At 46.1% G+C, this 26,570-nt stretch carries 25 protein-coding genes and 1 tRNA gene; 7 read left to right on the forward strand and 19 right to left on the reverse strand.

Going from position 1 to position 26,570, the window contains the following annotated elements; all coding sequences use genetic code 11:
- The first annotated feature begins 6 nt into the window (after window positions 1–6).
- From KO531_RS14545 to KO531_RS14555, 3 genes are all read left to right on the forward strand, one after another.
- Window positions 7–219, forward strand: coding sequence for a DUF2892 domain-containing protein (locus KO531_RS14545; RefSeq protein WP_105252075.1), 213 nt, complete (start codon window positions 7–9; stop codon window positions 217–219).
- 108 nt (window positions 220–327) lie between these two features.
- Window positions 328–744: a rhodanese-like domain-containing protein gene (locus tag KO531_RS14550; protein WP_219251535.1), complete on the forward strand. Its 417-nt coding sequence runs from the start codon at window positions 328–330 to the stop codon at window positions 742–744.
- 720 nt (window positions 745–1,464) lie between these two features.
- Window positions 1,465–3,921, forward strand: coding sequence for a S8 family serine peptidase (locus tag KO531_RS14555; RefSeq protein ID WP_219251536.1), 2,457 nt, complete (start codon window positions 1,465–1,467; stop codon window positions 3,919–3,921).
- An 84-nt stretch (window positions 3,922–4,005) separates the two neighbouring features.
- On the opposite strand, the gene KO531_RS14560 is transcribed toward KO531_RS14555, so the two are convergent.
- From KO531_RS14560 to KO531_RS14605, 10 genes are all read right to left on the reverse strand, one after another.
- The gene (locus tag KO531_RS14560; RefSeq protein WP_113941666.1) at window positions 4,006–4,551 is read right to left on the reverse strand and encodes a YaeQ family protein; all 546 of its coding nucleotides are present in this window, start codon (window positions 4,549–4,551) and stop codon (window positions 4,006–4,008) included.
- A gap of 176 nt (window positions 4,552–4,727) precedes the next feature.
- The gene (locus KO531_RS14565; protein WP_219251537.1) at window positions 4,728–5,639 is read right to left on the reverse strand and encodes a bifunctional precorrin-2 dehydrogenase/sirohydrochlorin ferrochelatase; all 912 of its coding nucleotides are present in this window, start codon (window positions 5,637–5,639) and stop codon (window positions 4,728–4,730) included.
- 19 nt (window positions 5,640–5,658) lie between these two features.
- Window positions 5,659–6,018, reverse strand: coding sequence for a rhodanese-like domain-containing protein (locus KO531_RS14570; RefSeq protein ID WP_219251538.1), 360 nt, complete (start codon window positions 6,016–6,018; stop codon window positions 5,659–5,661).
- A 128-nt stretch (window positions 6,019–6,146) separates the two neighbouring features.
- Entirely contained in the window at window positions 6,147–6,464 is a 318-nt protein-coding gene (locus KO531_RS14575) for a DUF2007 domain-containing protein (RefSeq protein ID WP_028761071.1), read from the reverse strand.
- 234 nt (window positions 6,465–6,698) lie between these two features.
- Window positions 6,699–7,646 carry a protein translocase subunit SecF gene (secF, locus tag KO531_RS14580; RefSeq protein ID WP_198572756.1) on the reverse strand — a complete coding sequence of 316 codons (948 nt, stop codon included), beginning with the start codon at window positions 7,644–7,646 and terminating at the stop codon, window positions 6,699–6,701.
- Window positions 7,647–7,658: 12 nt separating this feature from the next.
- Window positions 7,659–9,509 (reverse strand): protein translocase subunit SecD, encoded by a 1,851-nt coding sequence (gene secD, locus KO531_RS14585; RefSeq protein WP_219251539.1) that lies wholly within the window; start codon window positions 9,507–9,509, stop codon window positions 7,659–7,661.
- A 17-nt stretch (window positions 9,510–9,526) separates the two neighbouring features.
- Window positions 9,527–9,859, reverse strand: a complete 333-nt coding sequence (yajC, locus tag KO531_RS14590; RefSeq protein ID WP_007649452.1) for a preprotein translocase subunit YajC — start codon at window positions 9,857–9,859, stop codon at window positions 9,527–9,529.
- Between the two features lie 27 nt (window positions 9,860–9,886).
- Window positions 9,887–11,011, reverse strand: coding sequence for a tRNA guanosine(34) transglycosylase Tgt (gene tgt, locus KO531_RS14595; RefSeq protein ID WP_006082277.1), 1,125 nt, complete (start codon window positions 11,009–11,011; stop codon window positions 9,887–9,889).
- A 161-nt stretch (window positions 11,012–11,172) separates the two neighbouring features.
- Window positions 11,173–12,210: a tRNA preQ1(34) S-adenosylmethionine ribosyltransferase-isomerase QueA gene (gene queA, locus KO531_RS14600; RefSeq protein WP_219251540.1), complete on the reverse strand. Its 1,038-nt coding sequence runs from the start codon at window positions 12,208–12,210 to the stop codon at window positions 11,173–11,175.
- Between the two features lie 62 nt (window positions 12,211–12,272).
- Entirely contained in the window at window positions 12,273–12,482 is a 210-nt protein-coding gene (locus KO531_RS14605; protein ID WP_105252070.1) for a hypothetical protein, read from the reverse strand.
- Between the two features lie 208 nt (window positions 12,483–12,690).
- On the opposite strand from KO531_RS14605, the gene KO531_RS14610 reads away from it, so the two are divergent.
- Together KO531_RS14610 and KO531_RS14615 are read left to right on the forward strand one after the other, a co-directional pair.
- Entirely contained in the window at window positions 12,691–13,314 is a 624-nt protein-coding gene (locus KO531_RS14610; protein WP_219251541.1) for an acyl carrier protein phosphodiesterase, read from the forward strand.
- Window positions 13,315–13,389: 75 nt separating this feature from the next.
- On the forward strand, window positions 13,390–14,061 hold the full coding sequence (locus KO531_RS14615; RefSeq protein ID WP_219251542.1) for a pseudouridine synthase: 672 nt from the start codon (window positions 13,390–13,392) through the stop codon (window positions 14,059–14,061).
- A gap of 98 nt (window positions 14,062–14,159) precedes the next feature.
- Here KO531_RS14615 and KO531_RS14620 read toward each other — a convergent pair whose 3' ends face one another.
- Complete coding sequence (locus tag KO531_RS14620; protein ID WP_131523165.1) at window positions 14,160–14,600, reverse strand: hypothetical protein; 441 nt, start codon at window positions 14,598–14,600, stop codon at window positions 14,160–14,162.
- A gap of 351 nt (window positions 14,601–14,951) precedes the next feature.
- Between KO531_RS14620 and KO531_RS14625 the strand changes: the two genes are divergently transcribed.
- Complete coding sequence (locus KO531_RS14625; RefSeq protein ID WP_219251543.1) at window positions 14,952–16,331, forward strand: Gfo/Idh/MocA family oxidoreductase; 1,380 nt, start codon at window positions 14,952–14,954, stop codon at window positions 16,329–16,331.
- Window positions 16,332–16,486: 155 nt separating this feature from the next.
- Here KO531_RS14625 and KO531_RS14630 read toward each other — a convergent pair whose 3' ends face one another.
- The 7 genes from KO531_RS14630 to KO531_RS14660 all read right to left on the reverse strand — a co-directional run bounded on the left by KO531_RS14630 (window position 16,487) and on the right by KO531_RS14660 (window position 23,750).
- Complete coding sequence (locus KO531_RS14630; RefSeq protein WP_219251544.1) at window positions 16,487–17,011, reverse strand: CIA30 family protein; 525 nt, start codon at window positions 17,009–17,011, stop codon at window positions 16,487–16,489.
- 75 nt (window positions 17,012–17,086) lie between these two features.
- Entirely contained in the window at window positions 17,087–18,313 is a 1,227-nt protein-coding gene (gene sstT, locus KO531_RS14635) for a serine/threonine transporter SstT (RefSeq protein ID WP_113941009.1), read from the reverse strand.
- 171 nt (window positions 18,314–18,484) lie between these two features.
- On the reverse strand, window positions 18,485–19,384 hold the full coding sequence (locus KO531_RS14640; protein WP_028761082.1) for a chemotaxis protein CheV: 900 nt from the start codon (window positions 19,382–19,384) through the stop codon (window positions 18,485–18,487).
- Window positions 19,385–19,523: 139 nt separating this feature from the next.
- Window positions 19,524–19,994 carry a dual specificity protein phosphatase family protein gene (locus KO531_RS14645; RefSeq protein WP_028761083.1) on the reverse strand — a complete coding sequence of 157 codons (471 nt, stop codon included), beginning with the start codon at window positions 19,992–19,994 and terminating at the stop codon, window positions 19,524–19,526.
- Window positions 19,995–20,066: 72 nt separating this feature from the next.
- On the reverse strand, window positions 20,067–21,350 hold the full coding sequence (locus tag KO531_RS14650; protein ID WP_212601601.1) for a DEAD/DEAH box helicase: 1,284 nt from the start codon (window positions 21,348–21,350) through the stop codon (window positions 20,067–20,069).
- A 47-nt stretch (window positions 21,351–21,397) separates the two neighbouring features.
- Window positions 21,398–21,955, reverse strand: coding sequence for a methylated-DNA--[protein]-cysteine S-methyltransferase (locus KO531_RS14655; protein WP_212601600.1), 558 nt, complete (start codon window positions 21,953–21,955; stop codon window positions 21,398–21,400).
- A 103-nt stretch (window positions 21,956–22,058) separates the two neighbouring features.
- On the reverse strand, window positions 22,059–23,750 hold the full coding sequence (locus tag KO531_RS14660; RefSeq protein WP_219251545.1) for an Ada metal-binding domain-containing protein: 1,692 nt from the start codon (window positions 23,748–23,750) through the stop codon (window positions 22,059–22,061).
- 172 nt (window positions 23,751–23,922) lie between these two features.
- On the opposite strand from KO531_RS14660, the gene KO531_RS14665 reads away from it, so the two are divergent.
- The gene (locus tag KO531_RS14665) at window positions 23,923–25,752 is read left to right on the forward strand and encodes an ABC transporter ATP-binding protein (RefSeq protein WP_113941006.1); all 1,830 of its coding nucleotides are present in this window, start codon (window positions 23,923–23,925) and stop codon (window positions 25,750–25,752) included.
- A 586-nt stretch (window positions 25,753–26,338) separates the two neighbouring features.
- On the opposite strand, the gene KO531_RS14670 is transcribed toward KO531_RS14665, so the two are convergent.
- A tRNA-Glu gene (locus tag KO531_RS14670) sits at window positions 26,339–26,414 on the reverse strand.
- Window positions 26,415–26,570 lie beyond the last annotated feature (156 nt).

Here is a 26,570-nt window from a genome sequence, read left to right on the forward strand (position 1 = left end):
TAAGGTATGTCATTAGAACGCAGTATTATGGCTTTTGCCGGATTGATGGTGTTACTGTCACTGGTGTTAACCGCCTATGTGCACCACAACTTTCTGTGGTTAACCGCATTTGTTGGCGCTAACCTATTCCAAAGTGCTTTTACCGGTTTTTGCCCTGCCGCCATGGTTTTACGCAAATTGGGTGTAAAATCAGAGGCTGAAATTGCTAAGCAAAGCTAAGCCACATAAAGTCACTACTTAAGAGTTAAGATAAGAGTTAAGAGTTAGGTGAGCAAGTACACGCTTGGCTAATACAAGCGTGCCGAAAAGCCGTCAAGGAGAGATAAAGTGACCCACAACCTCGAAACCCGTGGCCAAAGTCTAATGCGCTTAGCCCGATTAAGCTTGCAAGCACTGGTACTCATGCCACTGCTGCTAATGCCCATGATAGCCAGCGCCGCCGACCAAGATCCTGCAATCGCATGGGATAAAATTGCCGCAGGCGCTATGGTGCTCGATGTTAGAACGCCTGAAGAATTTGCCGAAAGGCATTTAGCGAATGCGGTCAATATTCCCTTTGAGCAAGTGACAGAGGAGTTTGCTAAGCGCGGCATAGCCAAAGATGTTCCCGTAGTCTTGTATTGCCGCAGTGGTCGTCGTAGCAGTATTGCGACCGAAGCCTTAGTCGCTGCCGGATACACCCAAACCTATAATGGTGGCGGTTACTCCACCTTAGTTGAGGCGCAAAAAACACCCGCTAAGTAATTTACTATCATCAAATTGGCTCTAGTGTGGGGAAGTAAGGATAAATCACTTAAATACTGTCACCTCGCTCTAGTCATTCAAGGTTTAACGGCTAAAAGCGCCCTAGGGCGCTTTTTTATTGTCTAAATAGAATATCGAAATTAAGCAGGGGTGGATTAATAGGTTCTTACCAGATTCATTGTGGACGAAAGAGCACAGGATTTTTTAGTAGTTCTATAAAATAAGTAACACCCGTATTCCCAAAAGCCTAAGTAAAGTCAATCCATTGGCAACTGCCACCCTATTGACAGCCTGTTGCAACAATTTCGCATAATCAATCACTTGATGAAATATCATCATTATGATGAAAACTTAAAGTTTGTTTTTGTTATTTTTAATTACAAAAAAATATATATATAAATTTCAATGCATTGCTAACAGCAAAATCAATCAAAAACCCGTATATGGAGTCGTAAATTCGTATTCACTTATTCACGTTTATCACATAAAAAAACAAATATTGTAATAAAATTTGGTTACAACTCGTTACAAGTTGAATTTATATGCACTATAAATGCCTATTAAATCTAAACACTTACCAACCGCCATACCGTTAACAAATTATTTACAAATACTGTGGTCGCAGATAAATTCACTAACCGAGTAGCATCTGAGTCGTAGTTATTCTTATGAAACATAAAATAATAATGATTAACACTAAATTGACCATGGAAGAAGAACATGACAATCAACAGAACCACTAAAATAGCGTTAAGCCTTTCAAGCTTAGCTATTGCGATCTCAGCCGGTGTACAAGCAGCACCACAAGCCCCAGGTTTTGCCGCAGCATTACAAGCACAAACCTCCCCACTGCCAAAGCGTTACATTGTGAAGTTTAAAAACACTGATGCCGCGGCCATCATGTCAGCCAATAGTGTGCAATCAACGAGTGATCTGCAGTCACTCAATGACGCGGCAACAGATACGCTACCAACCACAATGAATTATCAGCCACAAATGGCTGAAATCAGTGCCCAACATACCGCATTAAATAAAGTACAAGCGAAGGAAATGAAGCGTATCGGCCGCAGTAACAGTTACTCGGTGAAACTCGATGCCAAAGGGATCAATGCCTTAAAAACCCGTGCTGATGTGGAATATGTCGAAGAAGATATGCCACGCCGCTTTCTAAGTGAAAGTACGCCTTGGGGCCAAACTTTTGTGGGAGCAACCCAGCTAAGCGATAGCCAAGCGGGCAACCGCACTATTTGTATTATCGACTCAGGCTACGACCGTAGTCACAGCGACTTAGGTGGCAACAATGTCACAGGGACCAATAACTCAGGCACGGGTAACTGGTTTGAGCCGGGCAATAATAACGCCCACGGTACCCACGTTGCGGGGACGATTGCGGCGATTGCCAACAATGATGGCGTGATCGGCGTTATGCCAAATCAAAATGCCAATATTCATGTGATCAAAGTGTTTAATGAATCTGGCTGGGGCTACTCTTCATCCTTAGTCGCTGCCGTAGACACTTGTGTCACCAACGGCGCCAATGTTGTCACTATGAGTTTAGGTGGTTCAGGTTCTAGCACCACTGAGCGTAACGCTCTGGCCGCCCACTATAATAATGGTGTTCTCCTGATTGCTGCTGCGGGTAACGATGGGAATAGCACTCACAGCTACCCAGCATCCTACGATGGCGTCATGTCTGTCGCCTCTGTGGATAACCATAAAGACCACTCAGCATTCTCCCAATACACCAACCAAGTGGAAATATCAGGCCCTGGTGAAGCCGTTCTATCGACTGTTACCCGTGGCGAAGGCCGTTTAGCCGATATCACTATCGGCAGTCAGTCTTACTTTGACTCAGGTGTCGTGCCGCACAATCGCCTGATATCCTCTGGTGGCAGCTATGTCCCCGCACCATTTAACGGTACCAGCACTGCAACTTTGGCAGAATGTACCGTTAGCGGCACAAGCTTCAACTGCGGCAACATGACCAATAAGATTTGTTTAGTGGAACGTGTTGGTAATCAAGGCACTAGCTACCCTGAAATTAACGCAGCTAAAGCCTGTAAGAATGCGGGTGCCAGTGCGACGATTGTTTACAGTAACGCGGCATTACCCGGCTTACAAAACCCCTTCCTTGTCGATGCTAACAACGAAATCAATATGGTTTCTGTATCTGTTGATCGTGCAACAGGCTTAGCATTGCGCAATCAACTGGGCGCCACAGTCACTGTCAGCAACCAAGGCAATAAAGATTACGAGTACTACAACGGTACATCAATGGCGACACCGCATGTGTCAGGTGTTGCGACCTTAGTGTGGAGCTACCACCCAGAATGTAGTGCGGCGCAAGTCCGTAACGCATTGAAAATGACCGCCGAAGATCTTGGTACTGCGGGTCGTGACAACTACTATGGCTATGGTTTAGTTAATGCAGTTGCAGCAAAAGCCTTCCTAGATGCATCTTGTACTGGTCCAACGGGTCCTGTCGATCCAACCGAACCGGGCGATAGTGTTCTGGTGAACGGTGTGGCGAAAACAGGTTTAGCAGGCGCAACAGGTGAAGAATTACATTTTTCATTTGAGGTTCCTGCAGGTGCAACTAACCTAGGCTTTGTGATGAACGGTGGCACAGGTGATGCGGACTTGTATGTGCAATATGGCGCGGCGCCAACCACCACTAATTACGATTGCCGTCCGTATAAAAGTGGCAATAGTGAGTCTTGTCCAATCACCAACGTACAATCAGGCACTTACTATGCCATGGTGAAAGGCGATTCGGCTTTCACTGGTGTGTCGTTAACGGCGAACTACACAGCGTCTAATGGCGGCGGTACGCCAACGAGCTATAGCAATACTGATAACTATAATATTCCTGATAACAAAGCGGCGGGGATCACTAGCCCAATCACGGTTACTCGCACAGGTGATTCAGGTACTGTGACTGCAGTCGTGAACATAGTCCACCCTTACATTGGTGACTTAAAAGTGCAGCTGATCAGCCCTTCAGGAAAAACGGTTACCCTGCATAACAACACAGGTCTTGGTGCAGACAATATCAACAAGAGCTATACCGCAGATATGACAGGTGCGAATTCGAACGGTGTATGGAAGTTAAAAGCCGTAGACAGTGGCCGTGGTGATGTTGGTTATATCGATAGCTGGGAACTGAGCTTCAAATAAATCAAAATCGATACTCTTACTGATACTTAAAAGTAATAAACGGAAAGAGCCTGCAATTGCAGGCTCTTTTTTTTACAAAACATGTTATTCAATATCTTTGAGAATTTCAGGCTCAATCAACACGCTGGTTTCATTATCCGATAACCAAATTTGGCCTTCACTAATCGAAACTTGCAATGCCATATTACGCCCAACAAAGGCTTCCATCGCCGTGACGGACTCTTCGGCAATATTCCACACTTTTAAATTCTGATAACGCTCTAACGCTTGCTGATTCTGTTTCCACCAAATCGGTACACTGCGGCCACCATAGGTAAAGAGCTGCACGACTTTGGCACGGCCGCTGGCCTTTCGCAGCCATTTTTCATCGGCCTGACCAAACTCAACCCACAGATCAATTTCACCAGATAGGGTTTTGTCCCATAGCTCTGGCTCGTCATCGACGCACAGACCTTTACTAAAACTTAAGGTTTCGCTGGCATTCACAATAAACGCGAGTAAACGCACCATCATGCGGCCATCGGTTTCGGAAGGATGCTGGGCAAGCGTCAATTGATGGTCTTGGTAATAATTCCGATCCATATCGGCTATCTGTAAATTGACTTTAAACACGGTCGCCTTGAGGGCCATAGTCATCCTAAATGCAGAGTGAAATCCTGAAACAGCGAAATCCTAAAATAAGGCTGCCGAGTCTACCTGAGACTCGGCATTAGCTCAAACGAACAATAGAATACGCCCATGAAATCGAACATAAAGTGCAATCGAATAGAAGGTTAAATCGAACCCAAGGCTGAATCGGTAAGAAATTAAATCGCACCGGGTCGCAGATGTTTAGCCATGGGGAAATGGGCTTTCAACAAGCTGATTTTTTGCGTATCTGCTACCAGTAGCATGCGCGTACCCAGCTCATACTGTTGACTCAATTCACTGAAAGCGGGTAAAAAACCGCGATCTGCGTCGCGGCGAACAAGTTCAGTGAGTTCGACACTCAAATCCCCTTGGCTGTATATCCAATCGAGGCGCTGCAATAGCGGCATGGCGGCGAGCGGCAATAAGTCCACAGACGTTGCATCATCCAACAAAAGGATTTCGCCGCGGCTGACTAAGTTATTAAACGCATTATGGTAATGCTCGGTGGTACGACTATCGAAACGGTCGCCATTGGTATCGAAAAAACGCTCCCAAAATAAGCGGCGTTTCGAGGTTGAATCGAGTTTATCTTGCACTTCGACACGTTTATCGGCGACAAAATCGAATAACGGTTTGAGTGACTGCGGTAGACTAGATTCTAAACGCGAGCGAATCGTGCGTGCAAATACCGGTGCTGCGCCCGCAGTGCTGATCGCGACCACTAAACGACCTCGATCAACAATAGAAGGAGTGATAAAGCGGCAAAAGGCCGGATTATCAACGGCATTAACCCAGATACCACGCGCGGTAGCTAAGGTCGCTAACTCTGCATTAAGACTGTCGTTTGCCGTAGCTAAATACACTAAATCATAATTTTGAATGTCGGCATGGACAACTTCACGCTGGGATAACAAAATGCGGCCAGCATCTGCATAACGTTGCACTTCAGGGTTCACCTCTGGCGCTACCACGTGGATATTGGCTTCAGTACGTGTCAGCAGTGCTAACTTACGGCTCGCCACATCGCCCGCACCCACCAGTAGAACATTCAAATTAACCGTATCGACAAACAAGGGAAAATATTGCATTAGATGAGATCCTGAACGCTTAGTCCTGCACGACTGGCAGTTGACGCTGCACCCAGCCCTTATAGCCACCAATCATAGATGCAACGTGGGTGTAACCCATAAGTTGCAGATTATGGGCAGCCAAGGCGGAGCGCGCACCACCCGCGCAGTAGAGTAATATGGGTGTATTTTTATCGGGGAAACGCGCTTCGATATCACGCTCTAAAATACCCCGGCTTAAATGTTTCGCTTGGGGTAAATGATCTTGCAGCCACTCACGATCCTCACGCACATCAACAAGGTGCCAGCGGTCATCGGCCTGATAAGCTTCGATTGTCACTTCGGTGATATTAGGCAGAATAGCGTCAACAAGGGCGGGAAATGCATTGGGATGCTGCATCACTAACTCCTAGATAAGATATTGAATGACATGATGAATGTCAGCTTATCAGCAAAGTGTAATCTTCTCATCCTGCAGACGCAATCTTTCAGCCTCACCGCAAAGCTGAGAAAGTTGCCAGTGAAAGGCTAGTTGTGGCTTTCGCTGCGCTCTGAGCTACATTGCCAGCAAAGCTCAAAACTGCCTTCATTAGTCTCATGGCATTGCACACACTGCCATTGCGGACTTTCAACATCCAACGCATTCAATTGAACTTGTGCCGACGCGTATTGGGACTCACCTACCCATAACTCGACGTTTTGCATCCCAGTAGGGAGTTCACCAATGCCGCCTAATAACGCTTCACCTCTGAGCTCAACATGAATGCCACAGGCCTCCAATAAACCTTTCCATGTATGGGCCTGCAATAAATTACCACCAGCAACTAACACTTTACGTTCTTCCATGCGACATCCTACGGCTACAACTCTCTAGAATATGGGGTGCCGACATCCTACTGCTAAATAGCCGAGGCTGTCGAGCGCTGATTTTTACATCAGTTGTTAAATAAATTAACATTCACTTTTTACAGCATAACTGACTATAACTTTGTGAGTTTGCTAGCAGAATGTCAGATACGCCTCAAAATTGATGCAAAAAAAAGCCACCTCGTCGGTGGCTTTTTAACTCCAAATTAACCTTTAAGGCATCATAGGAGGTTGGTCTGCGCCTTCTTTCTCAATCTCAACTGGCATCATGTGTTCACGATTGATACCCAGTTTAACGGCCAAGAAGCTAGCCACATAGATAGAGGAATAAGTACCCACAAAAATCCCTAACAGCAATGCAGTCGCAAAGCCATGGATCATAGTGCCGCCCTTAAGGAACAAGGCCACAACAGTCACCAAAGTCGTGCCCGTTGTAATAATGGTACGGCTCATAGTTTGAGTGATTGAAATGTTAACTATTTCTTCAGGATCGCTCTTACGCAGCTTAAGGAAGTTCTCACGGATACGGTCAAATACCACAATAGTATCGTTAAGTGAGTAACCCACCACCGTCAACAAGCCCGCCAATACGGTCAAGTCAAATTCCAATTGGAATAACGAAAACACCCCTAATGTCACGATGACATCGTGCGCCAGTGCCGCTACAGAACCAAACGCTAAGCGCCATTCGAAACGAAACGACACATAGATCATGATACAAATCAGCGCGACTAATACCGCTAATGCACCTTGCTCTGCCAGTTCTTTACCCACTTGTGGGCCAACAAACTCAACACGCTTCTGCTGCACTTGTGGGTCAACTTTCTGCGCGGCTTCCATGACAGACTTAACCTGCACATCGCTCTTAACGCCTTCTTTCACCTGTAAACGTACAAGTACGTCACGGCTAGAACCGAAGTTTTGCACGATCGCACCTTCGGAATCTGGCGTCGTCAGTTGCACACGTAGCGCATTCAAATCAACCGGCTGAGTAAACTCCATTTCAACAACAGTACCGCCAGTGAAATCAAGACCCCAGTTAACGCCATTAGTTGCGAGCGATACCAGCGAGCCCAGCACTAAAACTGCCGACATAATGCTAATAGGCAGTGCATGGCGGAGGAAGTTTACTGTATGTTTTAAGGATAAAACTTCAATCATTGTCACTTCCCCTTAGATAGACAGAGTCTTCACGCGCTTACCACCCCAAATCGCGTTAACGATTGAGCGAGTACCCACGATGGCGGTAAACATAGAAGTCGCAATACCTATCATTAAGGTCACAGCGAAGCCTTTAATCGCACCAGTACCTACGGCAAACAAAATGAGCGCAGTGATGAAGGTGGTGATGTTCGCATCGGCGATAGTTGAGAAAGCATTACCATAACCTTCATGGATTGCCTGCTGTACGCTACGTCCTGCACGAAGCTCTTCACGAATACGCTCATAAATCAGCACGTTGCCGTCAACCGCCATACCGACCGTCAACACCATACCGGCAATACCGGGTAGGGTTAACACAGCGCCAGGGATCATAGACATAACGCCCACAACCATGACTAAGTTTGCGGTTAAAGCCAGGTTAGCAATAAGCCCAAAGCTACGGTAGTAAACCAACATAAAGAGTAAGACAACTGCCATACCCCATACCATAGCTTGTACACCGCTTTGAATGTTTTCAGCACCTAAGCTTGGACCAATGGTACGTTCTTCAACAATTGATACAGGAGCAATCAAGGCACCCGCACGCAGTAATAGCGCAAGGTTTTGTGCTTCACCATGACTTAAGCCAGTGATCACAAAGTTACGGCCTAAACGGGCTTGAATGGTCGCGACAGAAATCACTTCTTGGATTTTCTGCATCTTAACGCTGCCATCGGCATTGCGATCACCACTGTCTTTATATTCGATGAACAAAGTCGCCATAGGCTTGCCTATGTTGTCTTTGGTCACGTCAGAGAAAATGGTACCGCCTTTAGCGTCGAGGTTGATACTGACCTGAGGACGACTGTACTGGTCAAAGCTAGGTTGTGCGCCAGTGATATGGTCACCCGTCAACATCACTTCTTTCTTCAATATCACAATGCCACCTTCGCGGCGCTGATACACTTCAGAACCCGCAGGTACACGGCCTGATTGCGCAGCATTCGGATCGGCTTTGTCATCCACCATGTGGAATTCAATTGATGCGGTTGCACCTAAGATTTCCTTAGCGCGAGCCGTATCTTGCACACCTGGCAGCTCAACGATAATGCGCTCGGCGCCTTGACGTTGTACTACAGGCTCAGCCACACCTAACTCGTTAACACGGTTACGAATGGTAGTAATATTTTGTTGCAGTGCTTCTTCTTTAATCTGCTTTAGATAAGCTTCACTCATCACAGCTTGCAGCGCGAAATCTTCGCCACGGCTAGCGTCGGTGAACACCATATCTTTATTGCGAGTCTTAAGGAAACGCTCGGCAGTCGCTAAGTTTTCAGCATCACGGAACTTGATTTCAATTCCAGTAGCATTAACACGAATACCAGCATAACGAATGGTTTCTTCACGTAATTGTGAACGGAAATCAGCAACTTTAGCTTCTTCCATCTTACGAATCGCTTCGCCCATGTCCACTTCCATTAAGAAATGCACACCACCGCGAAGGTCAAGACCGAGCTTCATTGGGCTACCACCTATGGACTCAAGCCACTTAGGCGTCGCAGGCGCTAAGTTAAGTGCCACAGTAAACTTGTCACCTAAGCTGTCAGCAATCAGTTCTTTCGCCAGTAGCTGTTGATCCGCATTTTGCAAACGGACCAACAACTGACCTTTTTCAAGCTCAGAGCGCTTTACCGCAATGCTCTTACTGGCTAACAGCTCGTTCACACTGGCTTGGGTAGATGCTGTTACTTCAGCACCTCGAGTCGCCACCACTTGCACCGCATGATCTTCACCAAAAAGGTTAGGTACGGCATAGAAACAACCTATGGCGATGACGAGCATCACCATAATGTTTTTCCACATTGGGTATTTATTTAACACGCCTGAGCCCTCTTGGCTTACAACGACTGGATAGAGCCCTTAGGCAATACAGCTGCAATATAGTCTTTTTTGATCGTGATTTGTGTTGTGTCGTTCAAGCTCAGTAACACGTAATCGCTTTCGTCGCTGATTTTTGCAATCTTGCCTAAAATCCCACCACTGGTTAACACTTCATCGCCTTTGCCTAATGAAGACATCAGATTTTTGTGCTCTTTAACGCGTTTTGATTGCGGACGGAAAATCATGAAATAGAAAATCAGGCCGAAAATCGCCAGCATGAAAATCAGTTCCATCGTGCCGCCACCTTGTGGTGCGCCGGCAGCGCTTGCATATGCATTTGAAATAAACATAGTTTTTCTCTTCTTATTAGCAAAAAATCAATCGACTAACTCTGGTACTTCGCGACCTTGACTGGTATAGAAGTCCGCCACAAAGGCGTCTAATGTACCCGTCTCAATCGCACCGCGCAAACCTTCCATTAACATTTGATAGTATCTCAAGTTGTGAATGGTGTTTAAACGCGCACCCAGAATCTCATTACAACGATCTAAGTGGTAAAGATACGCCCGTGAATAATTTTTACAGGTATAACAATCACACTTAGTATCAAGTGGTGACGTGTCATCTCTATGGCGCGCATTGCGTATTTTGATCACACCTTCACTCGTAAACAGATGACCGTTGCGGGCATTACGGGTTGGCATCACACAGTCAAACATGTCAACACCACGACGTACACCTTCAACTAAATCTTCTGGTTTACCGACCCCCATCAGATAGCGAGGTTTGTCTGCAGGAATTTGCGGGCAAATATGCTCAAGAATGCGATGCATATCTGCTTTAGGCTCACCTACGGCCAAACCACCGACGGCATAACCGTCAAAACCAATATCGACTAAGCCTTTTAAGCTTTCGTCGCGTAAATCTTCATACACACCGCCCTGAATAATACCGAAGAGTGAGTTAGGGTTCTCTAAACGGTCAAATTCATCACGCGAACGTCTTGCCCAACGCAAAGACATCTGCATTGACTTACGCGCTTCATCTTCAGTGGCAGGATACGGGGTACATTCGTCAAAAATCATCACCACATCACTGCCCAATGCATCTTGAATTTGCATTGATTTTTCAGGATCTAAGAAGATTTTCTCACCATTTATGGGCGAACGGAAATGCACACCTTCTTCGGTGATCTTACGGATATCGCCAAGACTAAACACTTGGAAACCGCCCGAGTCAGTTAAAATAGGACGCTGCCAGTTCATAAAGTCATGCAAGTCACCGTGCTTACGCATGATCTCTTCGCCTGGGCGCAACCATAAATGGAAAGTGTTACCGAGCAAAATATCCGCGCCAGTGGCACGTACTTCTTCCGGTGTCATGCCTTTCACTGTGCCGTAGGTTCCTACCGGCATAAAAGCGGGGGTTTCTACTGTGCCACGATCAAAAATTAACCGACCACGGCGCGCACGCCCGTCGGTAGTGTCTAATTCAAATTTCATAATTCACCTCGCCAGATAAACAGTCTGACTACATTTTTAATGGCTAATGCCATTTTGATTAACAATAGAGATGGGGACAGCGTTAAAAGGTTCAATCTTTTAACGAAAAAAATTGCCGCACAATCTCACTTTGGGCGGCTATTTTAAAACAAAATCTTGGTCTAGTGGGCTTTTTTCGTCACAAACATCGCATCGCCATAGCTAAAGAAGCGATATTTTTGCGTGATAGCATGTTGATACGCCGCCATAACATGATCAAAACCGGCAAAAGCACTCACTAACATGATCAAAGTTGATTCAGGTAGATGAAAATTTGTCACCATAGCATCGACCACTTGGAATTCATAACCAGGGTAAATAAAGATGTCGGTATCGCCGCTAAAAGCTTTGAGCTCGCCAAGACTTGCGCGTGCCGCACTTTCTAAGGAGCGCACTGACGTCGTCCCTACGGCCACCACACGTTTACCCGCAGCTTTGGTTTGCGCGATTAAATCAACCACATCCTGCGGCACATTCGCCCACTCGGAATGCATCTTGTGTTCAAGAATGGTATCGACACGCACTGGCTGAAATGTTCCCGCGCCCACATGCAAGGTCACAAACGCGACATTCACGCCCTTGGCTTTTAATGCATCGAGCATGGCATCGTCAAAATGCAAACCCGCCGTTGGCGCGGCAACTGCGCCAGGATTTTGGTTATACACGGTTTGATAGCGCTCTTTGTCGGCATCTTCATCGGGTCTATCGATATAAGGAGGCAAAGGCATGTGCCCTACTGCTTCAAGCACTTCTAAGATGGTTAACTCGGATAACAACTCAAGTTCAAACAAAGTATCGTGACGGGCGACCATCTTCATCTGATAGCGACCGTCGAGATGGATTAACGAATCCACTTTAGGGGATTTAGAGCTGCGAACATGGGCGAGGATACGCTTATCATCAAGCATACGCTCGACTAAAATTTCTAACTTACCGCCACTGGCCTTTTGACCAAACATGCGCGCGGGGATCACTCGGGTATTGTTGAACACCATTAAATCGCCGGAATTAATCATCCCCAGCAGATCGGTAAACTGCTTATCGCCTAACGCACCAGAGTTGCCGTCTAAGGTTAACAGACGGGATGCATTACGCTGCGCCATAGGATAACGAGCGATCAGCTCATCGGGGAGATCGAAAGAAAAGTCTGCAACGCGCATATTGGCCTCTAGATAGCTTAGAACGGCGGCTAGTCTATGGTTAGAGGCCAATAAGATCAAGATTACTTATTGCCAGTGTCCACTTCTTGCTCGGGTTCCACTGGATTGATGCCATCTTGGGGCTGATTGTCATCGGCATCGAATTTTAGCCGCGAGCGACTAAAGTCATCCATGCTGAAACGGTGTTGTTCAAAGGGGATTTCTATTAGCACTTTTTTGCGCTTCTGCTGCTCGTCTTTACCAAGCATTTTGGTGAACCAGTTCCACATCATCCATGATCCTAAAAAAGGTTATTGATTTTATTTCACTTTTCCCATATCGATTACTATATCAACGTTTAAGTAAGCCATAATTATTCACGGCGAATCAAATGTCATTATCAATAAAAAGTGAAAAAATACTGCATTTTTAGCTTCGGCGCTTTCCTAAGCGCGCTTGTGCATGATACCGTGAACCGACGTGGTTAACCAAGCACAAATAATGAACTTTCTTACACACTTACATCTCGCCGACATCAGTAAAACCCACCTTGCTGCCAACGTAGCAGGTAACTATATTCAAGCGCCAATTGCACAAGCCCCAATGGAGTTACGCCAAGCTTTATGGCTAAACCAAGAGATTAATACCCTCTGCGCCAGCCATGAATTGACGATTGAATTAATGGAAGCTTTCCCTGCGCCCTTAAGAAGCATAGCAGCAGAACTCATGGCGGTGAGTTTCGATCACTATTTAGCTTACTATTGGGAAGAATATCACCACCAACCCTTGGATGAATTCAGCAGCAAGGCCTATGACGCGCTAGATGCTTTCGCCACGCAAGGTGTTGATCCATACCATCCAGAGGCATTATTTACACTCTTGCCCACAATGCGCAGCGCCGATTGGCTAGGCAGCTACACCACCGATAAAGGATTACAACACGCCTTAGCACAAGTGGCCAAACAGCATCCGCAAGCCGCACTGTTTAAAGATGCCCATAAAGTCGTCAATAAAATGCAGATAGAAATCGAAACCGCGTTCCGCACTTTTTATCCGCAGCTGATGGCTTATACCCGTATTTGGAGCCGTAAGACACCTACAGAATATTTGCCCTCCCCCCTCTAAGAATAAGCAAGCATGAGATTATGCTGTGTGCCTGCGTAAATTTTGCTAGTATGGCCGCGCAAAAATGAGGACAAGATGCAGATATTTGATTACCAGCCCCCAGCAGTTCCTTGGCTAGACATACGCTATAAAGATAGAGATCTGATTATCATCAATAAACCTTCGGGATTATTATCTAATCCGGGTCGAGCGGCTCACACCTTCGATTGCGCGTTAACCCGCTTACAAGCCCTTTATCCAGAAACGATTTTAGTGCATAGGCTCGACTGCGCGACCTCGGGCATTATGGTGTTCGCCCGTAATAAAAAAGCGGAGTCGCATTTAAAAACACAGTTTCAAGATAGACAGAGTAAGAAAGTCTATATTGCCGAAGTGATGGGACATGTGCTGCAAGATCAGGGGATTATTGACCTCGCGATAGTGCCAGACACTGAACATCCGCCCTATCAAAAAACGCTACAGGCGGGAGAGACTGGCGGCAAAAGCGCCCTCACTCACTACCGTGTATTAGAGCGCCGAGAAAACAGCACCTTAGTCGAGCTTTCGCCAGAAACAGGCCGCACCCATCAATTGCGTGTGCATATGCTTGCCCTAGGCCATGCGATTTTGGGTGATGAGTTTTATGGTGATGCCGAGGTTATCAAGGCCAAACCGCGTTTATGTTTACATGCACAAAGCTTAAGTTTGACCCATCCCTATTCGGGTAAATCGCTGTTTTTTAGCAGCAAACATCCATTTACTGAATAACTTAAGCCACTCGTTACAATTCCATAAAAGCAAAAGGTCGCGACTTAGCTCTTAGCTATCGTGCGACCTTAGTTATTTACTGATTCGACTGTCGTCGTTTAAGCGACGCGTATACCTTGACCAAAATCGACATCAGCCGCTAATTTTTCCGCTTGGAAATAGCAGCCCTGCTCATTACAAAATTGTAATTGCTGCGACGATGTCACGATAAAGAATTCACCAAAGAAATTGCCACCAACATCCTCTAGCTTATGGCCCTCAGGGGTTTGCGTCATATAGACTTCATCTAAACTATGGCAGCCATCGCTAAACCAAGTTTCTAAAAAATATTTATCGTCTTCTTTATAGAGGGTAATTTTGTCACCCAATAAAGGACGCCCATCTAACCAACGACCTATAATTTCACGATTTTGCATATCTGTCTCCCGCCAATGAAGGCGACGGCGTTTTTCAATCCCAGACATCCTGATATCCTTATGCAATACCCAATCACCTAAAGTGAATGTCAGTTGTGGTAGTACATTAAGCATAGAACCCATTTAACTCTTTACTCCCCACAGCAGCAAATTACTTCAAATTGCCCGTCAAATGTAATTTTTTGGTTAATTCAAATTTGCTAAATATTTAAAATATAAAAGATAAATACCTTTGACTAATTAATCGGCAGTGTAGCTCAATCTAAAAATAAAAACGCGATCTTTATCACTATTTACTTATCGCTAAAGTAAAGGCAGCTAAAAGACTTATCCTCCTAGATGAATGAGTTTGTTACATCTTTTATTGCCAATTTTAATAGGGTTTCTGATATAACCCATAAGTGAATTACCGCACAAATAAGACCAAGTGATATTTCAATATCCCTACAAAACAAAAATAAAGCAGGAAGCACTATGCATAACATTCATCGTCGTCACTTTCTTAAAGCAGCGGGTGCCGCTACCGCCGGACTCGTCACAGCCAATATTGCCCTCAACGCCTACGCCAGTAGTGTCGCCCCTAAACCACAAACGGGTAAATCCGTTATCGGACTCATAGCACCCAAGATGGACGTGGTTCGAGTTGGCTTTATCGGTGTTGGCGAGCGTGGCTTTAGCCATGTCGAGCAATTCTGTCATTTAGAAGGCGTTGAACTTAAAGCCATTTGTGATACTCACCCAGCGGTGCTGGACAGAGCCGTGGATCATATCGTTAAACTGAATCGGCCAAAACCGGCAGTCTATACTGGTAATGACCTGAGCTATCGCGATCTGTTAAGCCGCGATGATATTGATATTGTGATCATTTCTACTCCATGGGAATGGCACGCACCTATGGCGATAGAGACGATGGAAAGCGGTAAACATGCCTTTGTCGAAGTACCGTTAGCACTCACAGTAGAGGAATGCTGGCAAATTGTGGATACCGCCGAACGCACTCAGAAAAACTGCATGATGATGGAAAACGTCAACTACGGCCGTGAAGAACTTATGGTACTCAACATGGTACGCCAAGGCGTGTTTGGTGAGTTGCTCCACGGTGAAGCCGCTTATATCCACGAGCTACGTTGGCAGATGAAGGAAATAGACCATAAGACGGGCTCATGGCGAACTTATTGGCATACCAAGCGCAACGGTAACTTGTACCCGACCCACGGTTTAGGGCCAGTATCCCAGTATATGAACATCAACCGCGGTGATAGATTTGATTATCTAACCTCGATGAGTTCACCCGCTCTTGGCCGTGCGCTCTATGCTAAACGTGAATTCCCCGCCGATCATGAGCGTAATCAGCTCAAGTACATCAATGGCGATATCAATACCAGCCTGATTAAAACCGTTAAGGGCCGGACCATCATGGTGCAGCATGACACGACGAGCCCAAGACCTTACAGTCGCCACAATTTGATCCAAGGGACAAATGGCGTGTTTGCCGGCTTCCCGAATCGTATCGCCGTCGAAAATGGTGGCTTTGGTCAGAGTTACCACGAGTGGGATATGGACATGCAAAAGTGGTATGACAAATATGATCACCCTCTTTGGCAACGCATAGGCAAAGAAGCTGAAGTTAACGGCGGCCACGGCGGCATGGACTTTGTAATGTTATGGCGCATGATTTATTGCCTACGCAATGGCGAGGCCTTAGATCAGGATGTGTACGATGGTGCGTCTTGGTCGGTGGTGAATATCTTAAGTGAACATTCAGTCAATGACCGCAGTAATTCAGTCACCTTCCCAGATTTTACCCGCGGCGCGTGGCAAACGGCCAAACCCTTAGGGATTGTCGGCGCTTAAGCAGCGGCTTTCGCCAAACTCATTATGATGGGTTCACCATAAGGATAAGTGCCTCGGCCTTATCCTTTTTCTTAAATGAAGCCTAGAGATGCCCGCACTATCAATAGCAAGCAATTAGGGGCAACAAACTCATGATAAGAAACCAACTATAAACGCTAATAGTAGCCAATTTCTTTGATTTTCAAAGAAAAATCACCACTCTGCAGGGCACCAATCACTAGCCCTAGACTACAGACTTGGCTTAAATCTATTGCCACTCGGGAAATCGGTTTACCCCGACATTGGGGCAAGAAGTCACTGAAGGGAATTTCTATCCGCTGCCAATTCAAGACTCTAGCGCCACTCACGCCAAACGTTTGATGACTGGGCGCGGGCATAGGCGCTTGATAAACCGTGCTTTGGGGTGTGTCGACATCCTTTAAATTCACTTTATAGTCTTTAGGTCGGTCGCCATCGAGTTCGACATAGATCCCAGTAAATCCACTGACATCAATAGGGTTAAACTCACAACGCACTGAAGCAAACCCGCCGCCATTGGCCAGCGATACATGGCCACTAAACTCACCATAGCCTAAAGGTGACACCGTCATCTTACTGCGAGACAAACCGCCCATCACAGTGTCATTTATCCCATACCAGGGCTTTGCAGCATCTAGCACTCTAAAATCAAAAAAGATCATAACGACTCCCATAAAAAAAGCAGCCACCTAAGTGACTGCTTCCATAATACTTTTCAATACGAATAACAGCACTCGTTAACTCAGTTTAGCTTTATTCTCAGCGGCTTCACAAGCGGCAGCGGTAAAGATAACGTCAGTAGAGCTGTTCAATGCGGTTTCGGCTGCATCTTGAACCACACCAATAATAAAGCCGACAGCGACCACTTGCATGGCGACATCATTAGAAATACCAAACAAGCTACAAGCAAGTGGGATCAACAGTAATGAACCACCCGCTACACCCGAGGCGCCGCAAGCCGAAATAGCGGCTACAACGCTCAATAGCAATGCGGTGAGTAAATCGACTTGAATGCCCAAGGTATGCGCGGCAGCTAAGGTCAATACCGTAATAGTGATCGCCGCGCCGCCCATATTGATGGTGGCACCTAAGGGAATAGAGACTGAGTAAGTGTCTTCATGCAGATTTAATTTTTCACACAGCGCCATATTCACCGGAATATTCGCCGCACTCGAGCGGGTAAAAAATGCCGTCACGCCACTTTCACGCAGACAACGAAATACCAACGGATAGGGATTACGTTTAATCTTCACGTAAACAATTAAAGGATTAACGATTAAGGCAATAATGGCCATCGCACCTAATAATACTGCCAATAACTGCGCGTAACCCGCAATTGCGGCAAAACCGGTTTCAGCAAACGTCGCAGCAACTAAACCAAAAATACCAATAGGTGCTAAACGAATAATGAAATGCACCATTTGCGAAATGCCGTGGCTCATGTCGGCAAATACTTGCTTAGTCGAATCGCTAGCATGATGTAAGGCTAAACCTAAACCCACACCCCAAGCAAGAATACCAATATAGTTGCCCGTCATTAACGCATTCACAGGATTATCAACCAGTTTAAATAATAAGGTATGGATCACTTCACCAATACCTTGTGGAGGGCTTGTACCTTCCACACCAGCAACCAAAACTAAAGTCGTGGGGAAAATAGAGCTTAAAATCACAGCAGTTAACGCAGCGGCAAAGGTCCCCAATAAATACAGGATCACAATTGGGCGCATATTGGTTTGCGTATTTTTCTTTTGATTGGCAATCGACGATGCTACTAAGATAAATACCAGTATTGGAGCAATCGCTTTTAGTGCTCCAACGAATAAACTGCCTAAGAAGGCGATATCTTTTGCGCTATCGGGTGAAAAACTCGCTAACACCACACCAGCGATAATCCCTAATAAGATTTGTAATACGAGACTGCCATTAGCCAACTTAGCTAATAATGATGATTCTTGTTTCATGGTTTAACCTGTCGTTATTATATTTCGGTTGAGATCCCCAACGCGCACCTTCGGAAATGAGGCCAATAAGGTTTTTATAGGATGTGACTAGACTTGTCTAGTTTTGCGGGGAAATAAGCTAACTAAATTACCCTTGTCCCGCAAAAAGCATACAAAAAACTAACAAGCGCCTTATTGGCGCTGCTTCATGGCTAAATCGGCACCACGCAACATAGCATCAATCAACTCGTGGGCATCGAACTTAGTCAGCGCTTCATTTGCCCCCACTTGGTGGGCCTGACTCACGCTTATTTCGCTGGATAAAGACGTGTGTAAAATGATGTATGCCTTGGCAGTCAGTGGATTATCACGCACCTCAAACGCCAGTTCATAACCATCTAGTCCCGGCATCTCGATATCACTCACCAGAATATCTATGGGGTGATGCTCTAGTGCCGCTTGTTCCATCATGACTAAGGCTTCTTTACCGTCGGCGGTCACTCGATAAGGGATGTTGATCATATCAAGGGCGTCGGATAACTGTTTACGTGCCACCTTAGAATCATCCACTAACAGGATATTCATGGGTTTGAGTTTCTCACGCTGCACATCGGTCAAGATTGCCCGATTTGCCTGTGGGTTATTCGGGAAAATTTTCGACAGCAATAACTCAACATCGAGTAATTGTACTAACTGGTCCTCAAAACGAGTCACGCCAGTCAAGTAGGCATTCTTACCCAAATTAGCAGAAGGCGCCTCAATATCGCGCCAATTACATTCAATAATCTTATCGATACCACGCACTAAAAAGCCAATGATCATCCGCTGACAGTCAGTGATGATGATGTAGCATTTTTCCCGCTCTTCAGGAGCTATCGGCCGATAACCAATCGCAGCCGCCATATCTATGATAGGAATCGTATGGCCACGAATAGTTGAAGCGCCAAGAATCGTCGGATGAGATTGGGGAATTTTGCTTAGCTGTGTGTACGGCACCAGCTCACGCACTTTCAACGTGCCTAAGGCAAACACTTGAGTCTGTGATAACCGAAACAGTAGTAATCCCTGTGACTGACTTGCCTTACTTTTCATAATTAGATAAATAACTCACTAAAAACAACCTTCGGATAGCTTAACCTTAACACAGTAAAATTTTGATGACTAAGGTCAAACGAATGAAACTATTATTACCTATTTATTAATAGGTTCGATGCCAATCGCCGACAAGTGCTTAGTCTTGTAATGCGTACAAGACATCAAAGGCGAATTGATCCCAACCTTCGGCAGTAAAAGCGATATCGCGAATATTACGAACTTGGCTCACCGCATGTAATGGCGCTGCACCATTGACCATCAAGTAATAGGCCATGATAAGACTGGTGCGATCCTTGCCAGAGCGACAATGGATCACTACAGGCAGCTCATCGGCTTCACATTGCTGAATAAAGGCGAGTGCCTTGGGCAACTGAGCGACACAAATCGCCACATCCCCATCTTGGGGCGGCACATTGCGCGAAAAGGGAATACATTCGTAACGTAAATCAAGCTGCTTAAACGCACTCGGCTCGCAGCCCTCGCCCCCATTGACCGACAGAATGGCACCAATACCGGCCTCTTTGAGCGCTTGTAAATCCCAAGGATCTTTATTAGGGCCACTGCGCCCTGCGACTTTACCTTCAACTAACCAGAATAAGTGTTGCATAAACCTTACCTACGACAAGTGAGATGACAAGGAACGCCAGAGATAAGCTAAGAATAGCTTGTTTCCAACGACTTAAGATTTTTTACCCCAAAATTCAGCATTGGCAGGCGGTAACTGTTTACGTTTTTTTTTACCCATACCTTCAGGCTTGGCGACAGGTTTAGCTTGTTCTAACAGTTCGGCTGGCATTTCATCATCGGCTTCAAAACCGACAATTTGCTCACGCACTAACTTAAGTTTGTTCTTTTTCTCTATCACGCCAAAGTGGTGATAATCCTCATGGGAAATCAAGGTCACGGCTAAGCCTGCTTCACCGGCGCGGCCACTACGGCCAATACGATGCATATAATCTGCAGGGCTCCTTGGTAAATCAAAGTTGATCACCACAGGCAGTTTATCGATATCGATACCACGGGCGGCAATATCGGTCGCAATTAACACACTGATCTCGCCATTTTTAAAGCCATCGAGCACCCGCATACGCGCACCTTGGGCTTTATCGCCATGGAATACTTCGGCAGTGATCCCACGTTTAGACAGCTTTTGCGCTAAGTGATTACAGGTATTTTTGGCACTCACGAAGATCAACGCCTGTGACCACTGATGTTCTTTAATCAGATGCGCCAATAATGCGGTTTTCATCGGACGATTAACTGTAATCACCCGTTGATGAATCGTGCTTTCTTGCTCACTTTGCAATTGATATTCAAGTGGATTATTAAGCAGTTTTGCCGTTAACTCACGGACTTCTTCAGGGAATGTCGCAGAGAATAATAAGGTTTGTTTCTTGACGGGCAAAGCGTCGAGCACTTGAGCTAATTCTTCAGTAAAACCAAGGCTTAACATGCGGTCAGCTTCATCGAGCACTAAGGCGCTGACACGATTGAGTTTGATGGCATTACTGGACAACAGATCTAACAAACGACCCGGCGTTGCTACGAGTACGTCGGCGCCAGAGCGTAGACTCTGCATTTGCGCATTCACCGACACACCGCCAAACGCAGCGACAATTTTTAGCTTGCCATTAAGATGTGAGGCATAGGATAAAAAGCTGTCAGCGACTTGTTGTGCTAATTCACGGGTTGGGACTAAGACCAAACAACGAACATAAGCGCCTGTCTTATCCTCTGTTTTTGCGTCAACAAGTTGTTGCAACAGCGGCACGGCAAAGGCTGCCGTTTTACCCGAGCCCGTATTAGCACCGGCTAACACATCGCGCCCCGCAAGCACAGCGGGAATCGTCGCCGCCTGTACTGATGTAGGCGAAACATACGCTAATTCGGTTAATCGATTTAGCAAGGGTGCAATAATGCCGAGTTGGGCAAAGCTTGCCGCAGAGGAAGAAGCCTGAGTCATAGAAAGTTTAACTGCTCACCAATATCTTAATAGGCGGCTATTCTAGCTTAAATATCGAGGCAATGCTTGGCAGTTTCCAGCGTTAATAACTGCTGTTTCATCGCAAGCCCATAGGCGTAACCCGTTAACTTGCCATTTTTGCCTATCACTCTATGGCAAGGCACGATAATCGCAATGGGATTGGCACCATTGGCAGCGCCCACGGCGCGCACCGCCTTAGGCCGACCAATTTGCTCGGCAATCTGCCCATAGCTGCAGCTCTGACCATAATCGACATTGAGCAAAGCTTGCCAAACTTCACGCTGAAATTCAGTGCCCTTGGGCGCGAGCTTTAAATCAAATTCAACGCGCTCACCCGCAAAGTAATCCGCAAGCTGCGCCTGAGTTTCACGAATATGCGCCTTAGCTTGATTGAGGGCATCCTCACTCACCTTAGCAAGCGCAATCTCAGTGCGATCCGAGCCGACAACCGTTAAATGACTCAGCCCATAGGCATTGGCATTTAACTGCAATATTCCGGCAGGACTCATAAAAGTATCTACGGCACAAGGCTGATACGCAGCAATACTCGGCGCTTGGCTCAATTGACGAATCGCATGTTTCATAATCTGTCTCTTTGTTTGCTCTAAATTTGGTTCTAAATTGGCTCTTAACTTAACGCTAAATCATCTTTTTAAACTAGCAGTTAAATGTGAGGCGGCTTGATGGTTATTGATGCCAAAGCTGAAAAGTTAAATAACTGCCCCAAGGCGCGATTTCTTGACTCAGCTGCTGACACAGCTTCGGGTAGTTGACTGCACCCACAGCGGCTTCATCCAGCCTATGGGTCTTGCCATACAAGGCCAGCAAATGCTTTTTAACAATCAAATCGGTATCCAAAAACACATTGGGATCGCCCAAACCGCGGAGCTTAGCATACGCGATTGTCCAAGGACCTATGCCCTTAACGCTGAGCCAATCATCGACACTCGCCTCAGGATGATCGCAGATAAACGCCGCGAGCGCATTGAGGGCTAATTTACGAGCGCCGGGCATTTTTAGCTCTGTTAGACTCGCCTCACGAATGGCCTCGGGTGTAGGAAATAAACGATACTCGCAACCATTGAGACTAAAGCGCTCACCATAGGCTTCAACCAATTGATTAAGTAGCTTAGTCGCCTGCACTACCGTCACTTGCTGGCCTAAAATCGCACGGCAGGCCGCCTCAAATAAGGAGCCTGCACCGGGAATGCGTAATCCCGAAAACGGTGTTAATCCTAAACTTGGTAGCGCACTTAAGCCTTGTTCAATCAGCAGCATATCCGCATCGAGGTCTAACATGCGCCGCACTTCAGTGACTAGCAATTGCAGCTCATCGACAGGGGAATCTTCGGTCAACATTATCGCGAGTTTGAAGCGATTTAGCTTAGGCTCATGGATAATGTGCACTGTGCCGCGCATCTTACCTAGGGCAAAACAGCGACCATATTCGAGCCCATTATCGCCAGCTTTGGCCTCATCGACCACGGACGCCTCATCGCCAACGACATTGCTCGCTTGTGGATGACTCATTTGCGGCGTGAACCATTCCATCCCTGTTACCGCACGTAAGCGATAAAACGCCAGCTGTGATGCCCAATCCAATGGCGGCCGATAATACTGATACAAGGTTAATCCATAGTGCGGCACAAATTCACCCATAGTATCAATCTCACCTAATCCTGTTGATGGCTCAATCATGGACTCCTTTGCGACTTTAGTTAATGCACTTTTTCTTAACTGGGTCGGCGTCAATTGCAAGGTTTGCTTAAACGCCTCATTGAAACGGCGAATACTATTGAAACCCGCCGCCATCGCGACTTGAGTGATAGGTAATTGGGTTTGGTGCAATAATTGTTTAGCAAATAGTAATTGCCGATATAAGGCATATTGTTTTGGCGAAGTGCCAAAGCCTTCGGTAAAGAGCTTATTGAGATAACGACTGCTGATCCCTAATCGGTCAGCCAATTGTGTTACTGTCGAAGCTGGCTCTCCCGATGATTTTCCCGCTAAGGCGCCCGCTTCGATTAAGCTAATGGCCCTCGCTAACGTTGTGCCAGTCCCCTTCCAAGGATTCGATCCCGGCGCACTGTCGGGCCGACAACGTAAACATGGGCGTAATCCCGCCTGCGCGGCTTTAATGGCCGAATCAAAATAACGCACATTTTGCTCTTTTGGTGCCACAGCAGGACACACAGTTCGGCAATAAATGCCCGTCGTTAATACGCCCACAAAAAACTTACCATCAAACCTCGGATCGCGACTCATCCTCGCTTCACGGCAAATGGACGCAGAAAGTTGCCCCGAACTGGACTCCAGCGAATGCACCGAATCTATTTCATCACGCTTATTTGCACTCTCAGACGCTCTATCTGTACTCATTTTTCATCACGCCCAACAATATTCGCTCACAATTAATTTCTTGTTCATTACTTTACGTAAAACTAGCATATAGCACTAGCGGAAAACGGAACTCAATCATTTCAATGCTTTTAGGGCATGAAATCCTATATGCTAGAGCCGACTATTTTTTATCTCACCATAGAGTTAATTCATGTTTAAACGATTTGAATCCTGGGTTGAAGCCCTACCCGATGATGAACCCACTAAACCACCCACAGGGGTTTATGCTTTTTGTCGCCACTACACTAAGGGCTACGAACTGCCGCTGATCTTAATGTCAGTGCTGACCGCCATGCTGGCCATGCTTGAAGTGTCACTGTTCGGATTCATGGGCCAATTAGTAGATTGGCTGGTGAAAAAAAATCCCGAAACCTTATTCCAAGACGAAGGCACGACCTTAATGCTGATGGGAGGAATGGTGATAATTGTGATGCCAATATTGGTATTACTGCATGCGCTTATCATGCATCAAACCTTGCTCGGCAATTATCCTATGTCGATCCGCTGGCTCGCCCACCGTTATTTGCTGAAACAAAGTGTATCGTTTTATCAAGATGATTTTGCGGGCAGAATCGCCACGAAAGTGATGCAAACATCCTTAGCCGTGCGCGAAACTGTGATGAAATTGCTCGATGTGTTGGTATACATTTTAGTGTATTTCACCTCTATGCTGGTGATGATTGCCAGCGCTGATCTGCGCTTAGTCATACCTATGCTCGTCTGGCTTGCACTATATGTTGGTCTGCAATGGTACTTTGTGCCTAGACTAAAAAGTGTCTCTACCGAGCAAGCCGATGCGCGCTCAACCATGACAGGCCGTATCGTCGACAGCTATACCAACATCACCACAGTGAAGCTATTCGCTCACACACAGAAAGAAGCCGAATACGCCAAATCCAGTATGCGGATATTTTTAGACACGGTTTATCGCCAAATGCGCTTAGTGACGGGCATCAGCGTAAGCGTGCAAATCATCAACTATCTGTTGGCCTTTAGTATTGCAGCAGTATCGATAGCCCTATGGACCGATAGCGCAATCACGGTCGGCGCCATCGCCATTGCGGTCAGTTTAGCGCTGCGCTTAAACGGCATGTCACAGTGGATAATGTGGGAAATCAGTTCGTTATTCGAAAATATCGGCACGGTTACCGATGGAATGAACACCTTATCGAAAACAACGATCATCCAAGATGAGCCAAACGCCAAGGCGCTGGTCGTCAATCATGGCAAGATTGATTTCAACCAAGTGTGTTTCCATTACGGTGAGCAGACTGGCGTGATTGAAGATCTGAATTTGAATATTAAAGCAGGTGAAAAAGTTGGCTTAGTGGGGCGTTCTGGCGCGGGTAAATCGACCCTAGTGAATCTACTAATGCGATTCTACGATGTTGAAAAAGGTCAGATTAATATTGACGACCAAGACATCAAGATGGTTATGCAAGATTCACTGCGTTCGCAAATTGGCATGGTGACCCAAGATACCTCCCTCTTGCACCGCACCATCCGCGAGAATATTCTTTACGGCAATCCCAGTGCCAGTGAAGAGCAACTTGATCGCGCGATTAAACAAGCTCAAGCCTATGACTTTATTCAGGAACTCAGTGATCCTAACGGTAATCATGGCTTAGATGCCCAAGTGGGTGAACGCGGCGTAAAACTCTCTGGTGGCCAAAGACAGCGTATCGCCATCGCGCGGGTTTTATTGAAAAATGCGCCCATTTTACTGCTTGATGAAGCCACATCTGCGCTAGATTCCGAAGTCGAAGCTGCAATCCAAGAAAGTTTGTATGAATTAATGCAAGGCAAGACAGTGATCGCGATTGCCCATCGACTTTCTACTATTGCCGCGATGGACAGGTTAATTGTATTAGATCAAGGCCGAGTCGTTGAGCAAGGCACGCACCATGAACTCATCGCCGCAGGCGGTATTTATGCTCAATTATGGGCCCACCAAACCGGTGGATTCTTAGGTGTAGACTAAGCCAAAGGTAAGATGACGAAAGGCGACACTCAGCAGTGAGTGTCGCCTTTTTTATCTCAAATAAGTTTCCGCCTACTTCTGCCCACCTCCCACAAGCTTCACTCTTACACTCGCCCGCATATTCACCGCAGTAATACACGATTCATCTATTACAATGGCGACCGTGAGAACGGCTCACTTCAAATTGCGCTCGTTTAGCGATTGGAAGCATGAGATAAACCGCGCTTAACGGCTCAATTTATCAGTATTGAAAGTGGCAGCATTCAAAGTGCCAACACACTGAATAATCCGAAAGGTAAGTTTTAGCCATGGGTTAGCGCAAGGTTAAGCAGGAAAACACTTAAATAATTCTTATCACACGATTGAACAGAATGACTTCACCACACTAAGTAAGCCTCTCGAAGCATTATTTATCTTAATGTGGATGGTTTGAATTGTTGGGTAAATTCGGCAAATAACTCGGGGCGTATGACTCATAAATGAATCGGGGAGATCTCAATTTAATACTCAAAATTTAGACACAAAAAAACCACCTTGAGGTGGTTTATTGTCTTTAACCAAAGTTTCGATAAACCTTGATTAAAATTGGTATCCCCTAGGGGATTCGAACCCCTGTTACCGCCGTGAAAGGGCGGTGTCCTAGGCCTCTAGACGAAGGGGACCCGGACTTATGATTTAACTCGTAACCGAGCTTTGTAATACATTCACTTCAGTAGGCTAGGAAGCAAATGCCTTGTTCTTACCAAACAACTCGTTAGTTATTTGCTAGGAACCACTCTCTATAAAATATAGATGGTATCCCCTAGGGGATTCGAACC

Origin of the sequence: Shewanella sp. NKUCC06_TVS, from assembly GCF_019345515.1 — a bacterium.
Classification (GTDB): Bacteria; Pseudomonadota; Gammaproteobacteria; order Enterobacterales; family Shewanellaceae; genus Shewanella; species Shewanella oncorhynchi.

Excerpts from the sequence above, each read along its gene's own strand:
- KO531_RS14665 (WP_113941006.1), top strand. The coding sequence starts at position 23,923 with ATGTTTAAACGATTTGAATCCTGGGTTGAAGCCCTACCCGATGATGAA.
- KO531_RS14560 (WP_113941666.1), bottom strand. The coding sequence starts at position 4,551 with ATGGCCCTCAAGGCGACCGTGTTTAAAGTCAATTTACAGATAGCCGAT.
- KO531_RS14640 (WP_028761082.1), bottom strand. The coding sequence starts at position 19,384 with ATGAAAAGTAAGGCAAGTCAGTCACAGGGATTACTACTGTTTCGGTTA.
- KO531_RS14610 (WP_219251541.1), top strand. The coding sequence starts at position 12,691 with ATGAACTTTCTTACACACTTACATCTCGCCGACATCAGTAAAACCCAC.
- yajC (WP_007649452.1), bottom strand. The coding sequence starts at position 9,859 with ATGTTTATTTCAAATGCATATGCAAGCGCTGCCGGCGCACCACAAGGT.
- KO531_RS14605 (WP_105252070.1), bottom strand. The coding sequence starts at position 12,482 with ATGATGTGGAACTGGTTCACCAAAATGCTTGGTAAAGACGAGCAGCAG.
- KO531_RS14645 (WP_028761083.1), bottom strand. The coding sequence starts at position 19,994 with ATGCAACACTTATTCTGGTTAGTTGAAGGTAAAGTCGCAGGGCGCAGT.
- KO531_RS14660 (WP_219251545.1), bottom strand. The coding sequence starts at position 23,750 with ATGAGTACAGATAGAGCGTCTGAGAGTGCAAATAAGCGTGATGAAATA.
- queA (WP_219251540.1), bottom strand. The coding sequence starts at position 12,210 with ATGCGCGTTGCAGACTTTTCTTTCGATCTCCCCGATGAGCTGATCGCT.
- KO531_RS14570 (WP_219251538.1), bottom strand. The coding sequence starts at position 6,018 with ATGCAGCATCCCAATGCATTTCCCGCCCTTGTTGACGCTATTCTGCCT.
- sstT (WP_113941009.1), bottom strand. The coding sequence starts at position 18,313 with ATGAAACAAGAATCATCATTATTAGCTAAGTTGGCTAATGGCAGTCTC.
- KO531_RS14545 (WP_105252075.1), top strand. The coding sequence starts at position 7 with ATGTCATTAGAACGCAGTATTATGGCTTTTGCCGGATTGATGGTGTTA.
- tgt (WP_006082277.1), bottom strand. The coding sequence starts at position 11,011 with ATGAAATTTGAATTAGACACTACCGACGGGCGTGCGCGCCGTGGTCGG.
- KO531_RS14620 (WP_131523165.1), bottom strand. The coding sequence starts at position 14,600 with ATGGGTTCTATGCTTAATGTACTACCACAACTGACATTCACTTTAGGT.
- KO531_RS14615 (WP_219251542.1), top strand. The coding sequence starts at position 13,390 with ATGCAGATATTTGATTACCAGCCCCCAGCAGTTCCTTGGCTAGACATA.
- KO531_RS14625 (WP_219251543.1), top strand. The coding sequence starts at position 14,952 with ATGCATAACATTCATCGTCGTCACTTTCTTAAAGCAGCGGGTGCCGCT.
- KO531_RS14555 (WP_219251536.1), top strand. The coding sequence starts at position 1,465 with ATGACAATCAACAGAACCACTAAAATAGCGTTAAGCCTTTCAAGCTTA.
- KO531_RS14575 (WP_028761071.1), bottom strand. The coding sequence starts at position 6,464 with ATGGAAGAACGTAAAGTGTTAGTTGCTGGTGGTAATTTATTGCAGGCC.
- secF (WP_198572756.1), bottom strand. The coding sequence starts at position 7,646 with ATGATTGAAGTTTTATCCTTAAAACATACAGTAAACTTCCTCCGCCAT.
- KO531_RS14630 (WP_219251544.1), bottom strand. The coding sequence starts at position 17,011 with ATGATCTTTTTTGATTTTAGAGTGCTAGATGCTGCAAAGCCCTGGTAT.
- KO531_RS14565 (WP_219251537.1), bottom strand. The coding sequence starts at position 5,639 with ATGCAATATTTTCCCTTGTTTGTCGATACGGTTAATTTGAATGTTCTA.
- KO531_RS14650 (WP_212601601.1), bottom strand. The coding sequence starts at position 21,350 with ATGACTCAGGCTTCTTCCTCTGCGGCAAGCTTTGCCCAACTCGGCATT.
- KO531_RS14655 (WP_212601600.1), bottom strand. The coding sequence starts at position 21,955 with ATGAAACATGCGATTCGTCAATTGAGCCAAGCGCCGAGTATTGCTGCG.